Source organism: Staphylococcus sp. HMSC34G04, assembly GCF_001838765.1.
Classification (GTDB): domain Bacteria; phylum Bacillota; class Bacilli; order Staphylococcales; family Staphylococcaceae; genus Staphylococcus; species Staphylococcus epidermidis.
The window spans coordinates 1-6,526 of sequence record NZ_KV838743.1; the positions used below are offsets into that span (position 1 = coordinate 1).

At 28.0% G+C, this 6,526-nt stretch carries 6 protein-coding genes and 1 pseudogene; 2 read left to right on the forward strand and 5 right to left on the reverse strand.

Translation table 11 applies throughout. The annotated features are described in order from the left end of the window. Nucleotides 1-195 precede the first annotated feature (195 nt). The 5 genes and pseudogenes from HMPREF3241_RS12785 to HMPREF3241_RS08780 form a co-directional block, all read right to left on the reverse strand. The gene (locus HMPREF3241_RS12785) at nt 196-267 is read right to left on the reverse strand and encodes a type I toxin-antitoxin system Fst family toxin (protein WP_131541460.1); all 72 of its coding nucleotides are present in this window, start codon (nt 265-267) and stop codon (nt 196-198) included. 327 nt (nt 268-594) lie between these two features. After that, entirely contained in the window at nt 595-1,458 is an 864-nt protein-coding gene (locus HMPREF3241_RS08770; protein ID WP_070853603.1) for a replication initiation protein, read from the reverse strand. Nucleotides 1,459-2,266: 808 nt separating this feature from the next. Further along, nucleotides 2,267-2,557: pseudogene (locus HMPREF3241_RS12370) on the reverse strand (type II toxin-antitoxin system PemK/MazF family toxin); the annotation flags it as partial. Between the two features lie 116 nt (nt 2,558-2,673). Next, nucleotides 2,674-2,841 carry an AbrB/MazE/SpoVT family DNA-binding domain-containing protein gene (locus HMPREF3241_RS12970; RefSeq protein WP_155399947.1) on the reverse strand — a complete coding sequence of 56 codons (168 nt, stop codon included), beginning with the start codon at nt 2,839-2,841 and terminating at the stop codon, nt 2,674-2,676. Between the two features lie 1,719 nt (nt 2,842-4,560). Next, nucleotides 4,561-5,052, reverse strand: a complete 492-nt coding sequence (locus HMPREF3241_RS08780) for a hypothetical protein (RefSeq protein ID WP_070853604.1) — start codon at nt 5,050-5,052, stop codon at nt 4,561-4,563. Nucleotides 5,053-5,221: 169 nt separating this feature from the next. Between HMPREF3241_RS08780 and HMPREF3241_RS08785 the strand changes: the two genes are divergently transcribed. Together HMPREF3241_RS08785 and HMPREF3241_RS08790 are read left to right on the forward strand one after the other, a co-directional pair. Next, entirely contained in the window at nt 5,222-6,028 is an 807-nt protein-coding gene (locus tag HMPREF3241_RS08785; RefSeq protein ID WP_070853605.1) for a ParA family protein, read from the forward strand. Nucleotides 6,029-6,136: 108 nt separating this feature from the next. Beyond that, nucleotides 6,137-6,394, forward strand: a complete 258-nt coding sequence (locus HMPREF3241_RS08790) for a ribbon-helix-helix domain-containing protein (protein ID WP_015387292.1) — start codon at nt 6,137-6,139, stop codon at nt 6,392-6,394. Nucleotides 6,395-6,526 lie beyond the last annotated feature (132 nt).

Consider the following 6,526-nt stretch of genomic DNA (forward strand, 5'->3'; position numbering starts at 1 on the left):
AACAATACGAAGTATTTAGAAATTTACTTTAGTATGCTTAGTCTGAATACATGGTTTTGCATTTCTCTACTAACCAGTGTTATAATTTAGTTAACAAGGAAACTAGCATAGATGTACCAATCCCCTCACTACGGCAATAGTGAGGGGATTTTTAGGTGTGGCTATAGTCGCCTATTTATTATTGCGATTACGTAGCTAATGCGTAAATAACGCAATAATACAACCACTGATGACTGTGGTCGTGATGTGAACAAGAATTTCTAGCATAGATTAGCACCTCCTCTCTGCGTCTGAATTGACGCCTGAGAGATAGGCAACCTTTATATTATACCATCTGTAATGGATGAGTTACAGATAACTTCCGATAAGCCATCTTATTTATATAAAACCTATATTATCATCGTGGTCAAAATGGGTGGACTTGCTATTTATCTTAAATTCTTTTTCATTTTTTAAATTTTATTCGATAACTTTGATAGAAATAGGAAGATTGATTTTGCCTCTTTTACTTTTACCATTGACTAATCATAGATAGCCCATAAAAGCGCCACACCTTTAACACATTGTATAGCTCTACAGTCACTATCATAAATGTTACTCATCCCAATCAATTTGCAGCTGCTTTAAAAAAGCTTCTCGATCCTTTTCTAGTTGAGGATCTATATCACTTCTAACCTTTTTAGTATATTTTCGATCTTCTAACCATTGTGGTGTTTTTTCTCTACTAATATATTGTCTTGAATCGACTGTATTTTTACTTTTAGCGTACTTTTTATTATAGATACGATTTTCAGGTTCGAATATAAATTCTAGGTATTCTATTTTGCGTCCCTTTTTTGCTCTAACTTTATGTATCTTTAATGCTTTAAAAATATAACTGAGTTCGTTAATAATAGGTTTTAATACATTCTTATTAATATCGGTCATTCTATACGATGTTGGAATATCTAATCGCTCTCTAAAATCATTTATTTTCATTTTTAAATAACCTGTATGTTTAAACTGCTTAAGTATTCTAAACATGTTTTTAGAATACGTTGATTTAAGCGTTGTCATTTCTTCTAGTTCAAATTTTGTAAAATTATTCGTAATTGAATTAAGTATATGCTTTAGATTAGGGGATGTTGAAATCTCTAAATATTGTTCCTTTTTATGAATTCTATAATGATTAAACAATACAAAGCGCTCTATGATATCATCATCTTCATACTTAATTGTTAATTCCAACATTTTTTTGTATACATCATCCAAATCTTTCACAAATCTATTAATATTACGCGTTTTAGGATTATAGTTACTTAATTCTTTTAATTCATCAAAAGTCAGATGTAACGTATAGGTGTCTTGTTCTTTTAACTTATTGCACATCGCAAAAAACAAATTAATTTCTATGCTTGTAAATTTTCTTAATGGGACGAGGTTTAGATCGTTTTTATATACAACTGTTTCACCAGACATTTTATTATCACTCCATCATTAACTACATCATATAAAGGAGTACTAAAAAAATGAATACTCCTTTATACTAATTGAATATAAGCATAAAACACTTTTATAGCGGCGTCAATGAATAAAAGGAGTGATGATATTTAAACTACTCCTTTTATGTGGCAAAACTACTCCTTTTATGTGGCAAAACCACTCCCTTTAACACCTTGAATCCATTGTCTCTCTAAGTATAAAACAATCCCTAAAAAGGTTTTAAAAATATTTATAAAAATATATTAAAAAGAGCGACGTTTATAAGGCAGTAGCCACGATGAAAAAAATTTGTAAATACCATGTTACATACATTTATACTTATATGGTTATTTATATATGTATCATTACACCACTATTGTACAATTTAAAGTACGTTATAATGATTGAAGCTTTATGTAAAATAAGTATATTAATTATTTTAAAATTATTTTCGATACACAGACATTGATTAAAACGTTAAAGCAAACCAAACATGAAGGTAGTACAGTTTGAATTAATAAAAAACATCAACTCGAAGTATAGACGTATCTCCTAAGCATACATCTATAGAAAAATATAAGTCTTATGTTTATATTGGTGGATTTGAAAGTTTATTCATGAAAATAGAAAGGGAATAACTTTCTAATGCTGGACTAGTCCACTTTTTTGCTTTCATCTTAATAAATACATAAATGAAGCAATTATTATTGCCCTCGTACTTATAAACGAAGGCTTATTTTTTTGACTTCGAATCATTAGAGAATCTAAAACACAAAAATGATTAGAGGGATTATCATTTTTAATTTCATAGATTTAATAAACTTTTCAATCTATCATTTACTTCTATTACCTTTTCAGTTGTCAATATATCAAAATGTCGATATGAACGAGCATGTATATCAACAGATTTAATTTGTGTGCAGTCGATAACACCATTTATATGTTGATTTTTAGTCTTCACTAATACATCTGTTGGGTATTGCTCATCGTATCTTTTTGTAATAGGAATAACCCAAGCAAAACCGGAAACCTTATTAAATTCAGTATCACTTATGACTAAACAAGGACGATAGTTTTCTTTTTCATTACCAATGACTGGATTAAAATCTCATTTAATTAAATCATATTGATTTACCATAATTCACGTCCAACTGGTTGACCCCAATCATACTCGTTATGATCATATTTACCACCACTTTCAACAAAATCTCTTCATTTTTCTTTAAAGGAATCGGATTTAGTTAAAACAATTTGTCCTGATTTGACTTTTACTTCTATATCATCGCCAACTTTTAATCCTGCTTCCTGTAATGTATTTTTCTTTAAGCTAATTGCTTGTCCGTTTCCGCTTTTATATATTTTCACATATGTTGTTTGCACAAAATAAGCCTCCGTTAGTAATTTACGTGTCTTTACATAAATTATAATATGTTTACATCGATTTACCATTATCCTATCCTGCTTCAACTTCAATATACGACACAATGCATCAGTGTTCATTGTTAACCTCTCCGTAATTTTTTTGATTTTGTTCTAACTCTAATTGAAATCAATATAATTTTTCGGTACTATCTAACATTAATTTGTTCAGTTGGCGTTCGCCACTTCGTAAACGTTGAATACTTGATGCCGTCACACCTGTTTTTTGATGAATATAATACGCAGATAAATCGCTATTTAGGAGTCTTTCAATTGTTTCGATAATCATATTAAATGAGTGAAACGTTTAGAAAATACTAAAAGTAAAAGATTATGAATAAGGCTAGGGCGATAACAGAAACACCTATCATATAGTTACAGAATGTTTTGATTTTGATTCGAGTAATTTTTGTCATTTTTATCACCTCATTTTATAGTTGAGGTAAGGGAGGAGAATATCCCCCGATTACCTAATGAATATAACTTAATATTAGTTTGAATGTCAGTTGGCATGCAGTAAAGGAGATAGTGCTTTTTTATTGATTTTGAACATAAAAAAGATGACCATCGCAACAATCATCTCAAGTACACTCTTCAGATATGTACCGCAATTTGATATTTATCTCCATACATGCAATTCATACTTAACGGACTTATATGGACGGCTGAGAGGGCTTAAAATTCAAATTCATTGTGGTTTTTTCTGCCATCAACAATTTTATATATTTTAAACCGTGATTCGATGTTTCTGATGTCCTCAACCACATATTTGAGTATCTTTTCATTGATAGCTTTCATGTATACGTTTAACAAATATTAAATATCAGTATGAACGCAGTCACTAAATTCAAAAAGAATTAATAAAATAGGGACTTATTGATGTTACTTCAAAAATGGATAAATAACGTCTTTACATCTACATGCCTAAAATCAAGGATCAACAATTCTATTATTATAATAAAGAAAAGAAATTCAACAAATACACATATGACCGTTTCATAGACGTATTGAACATCAAATCAAAGCATACACTAAAAAACATATTAATACCCTAATGAAACACAAGCTATTAATCGTGAGCAATGTAGGAACTACAACTTAAGATATAAATGTTGAACAAAATGAGTCAAAGAATGTAGATACTAAATTACACAATAATAAGAATAATTCATCTGATTCACACAATATGCATTTAGTAACACTATAAACATAATCAACTCTACGGAACAAATTATTGCCTTGAAGATTTGAAGAGTGAAATTGAAGAAATCTTAATCCGTGTAAATCGAAAATAGAAAATACACAATAAAACGATTACTAAAGTATATAATTATCTATTTATAAGTATTAAAGGAGCATTTACTCAAAGATACGAAGAAGATTATAACAAAGATGTTATTACAAAAAGTCCAAAAAAGGCTTTATTTGGACATCCATAGAATATTGTGACTGCGCTAATTAAATCTATGATTAATAGATGATACAAGTTTTATATAAGACCTTGAGTTGCAGAAATAAAATGATTTATCTAAATTAATAATTTTTAATTGGAATATAGATGAGCACAAACATACACATCAATATGCTGATGTGTATGTTTGTGCGCTGTCCTTATTACTTTATTTAAAGGAAAACAGTATATAGTATTACTGAAACTAAGTAATACTAAAATATAAAGTCTTATATTTTGTTTACTGCTCTAATTATTTCTTCTTTTGTTAGATCAATAATAGACTGATATTTTTCTTTATTAAGATCTAGTTTGCTTATTTCAATTTCAATTTTTTCTAATTCTTCAATTATATACTCTCCTTGAGACAGTATTTTAGAGTATATAGCTATTTCAGATGGTTCTTTTTGTGTTTTAAAGGTGGATGCATCTTCATTTAATTCTTTTTCTAAAATAGTTGAAATATCATCGGTAATATTAATTTGCTGACTATTCCATTTCTGTAATCTACCCTCTATGTAATTTTCCTTACGATATTGTGAAAGAATATTTACATCTATTCCAGAATCCCTAAATATATCTTCGGGTTCTTTGCCTTGATTATATTCTTCTACAGCTTTAAGTTTGAAATCATCTGTATAATATATGTTCTTACTAGTTACTTTATAAATATGAATATTAGACTCCAATTTTTGTCTAACCTCTTTGGGTAAAGTTGCCATTTTTCTCCCTTTCTTTCTTTTTTTCTTTCTTTTTTATTTCATTACTATAAATTGGTTAAAGTTAAAAGTCAAAATATATATTTATATCATGAATAAAGAGAAGCGGATTTTCGACACACCCTCATAAATATGTGTATATTTATGTTAAGATGGTAAAGGAGGTGTCCAAATGGAAATAATCACATTCGCAGCTGTTAAAGGTGGAGTAGGAAAAACAACATTATCCTATAATTTTTCTGGATATTTAGCTGACTTGGGATACAAAGTATTAATGATAGATTTTGATCACCAATGCAATTTATCTCAAATATTAGGAATTTATGATCAAAAGAATACTGTCTTATCTATATTCGAAAAAATAGATGCACTACATATTGAAGAAAAAGTTAAGGTACACCGTATTAATAACAATATAGATCTTATCAGTGGATTTTTACGTTTAGATGAGTATGAGAAGCATATGAGTACGACAGATGGAAAAGACATGCAATTATATATGTGGCTAGATGATTACTATGAAGAATATAATATTGGTCAATATGACTATATTATTATTGATACACATCCTGATTTCAGTACATCAACAAGAAATGCAATTGTGGTAAGCCATAAAGTAATTTCTCCTAATAAGCCAAGTGGCTTTAGTGATGATTCAAATGCAAACATTTCATATCGTATTAATAAATTAAAGAAGGATTTAATTGACTTTAGGACACGAGAAAGTTATGTAACAGCTAAACTTTTTTTCGTTGGAAATATGGTAAAACATAATACTAAATCATCAATCAATTTTAAAAAAAGCATTGAAAATCAAGAAGATTATATAACTTATTTTCCTGATAAGGAATTAATTACACGCAGTGTTTTAGAAAAAAAACCAATTGTATCATTTAAACAAGAACCTACAATATACTTAAAGGAAAAAAGTTTTTTTCAGCAATTTATAAATAGTTGTAAAGCTATTAAAGATGCTTGATTAATACAAATTAAAAAAAGTGCTTTAATTTGTAATTACATCAACACATGTATATACGTCAACATGTGTATGTTTATGTATATAATACATTATGAAAGGTGTTTTAAAATGGCATTTAATAAAAAAATAGATAGTAATAATCAAGAAAAGAATATAGAAAAAGCTTTAGAGAATGCAGTATCACCCAATACATCGTATAAAAAAATAGAGATTAAAAAGGATAAAATTAAAGAAAAGAAAAAGAGATATCAATTTATGTTACAGCCTTCAGTTAGAAAAAAACTAGATGAGTTAGTTGAAGAAAATAATTATTCATCATCTTCAGAATTTTTAAATGAGATTATAAAACAATTATATGTAAACTAGTTTTACATATAATATTTCAGATAAATGCAGGGGAAGTTAAGAAAACCCTATTAACAAAGAATTTGATTTGTTAATAGGGTTTATTTTTGTGTTTACACAAAAATAAACTTGTAAGTATATATATAAATAAGA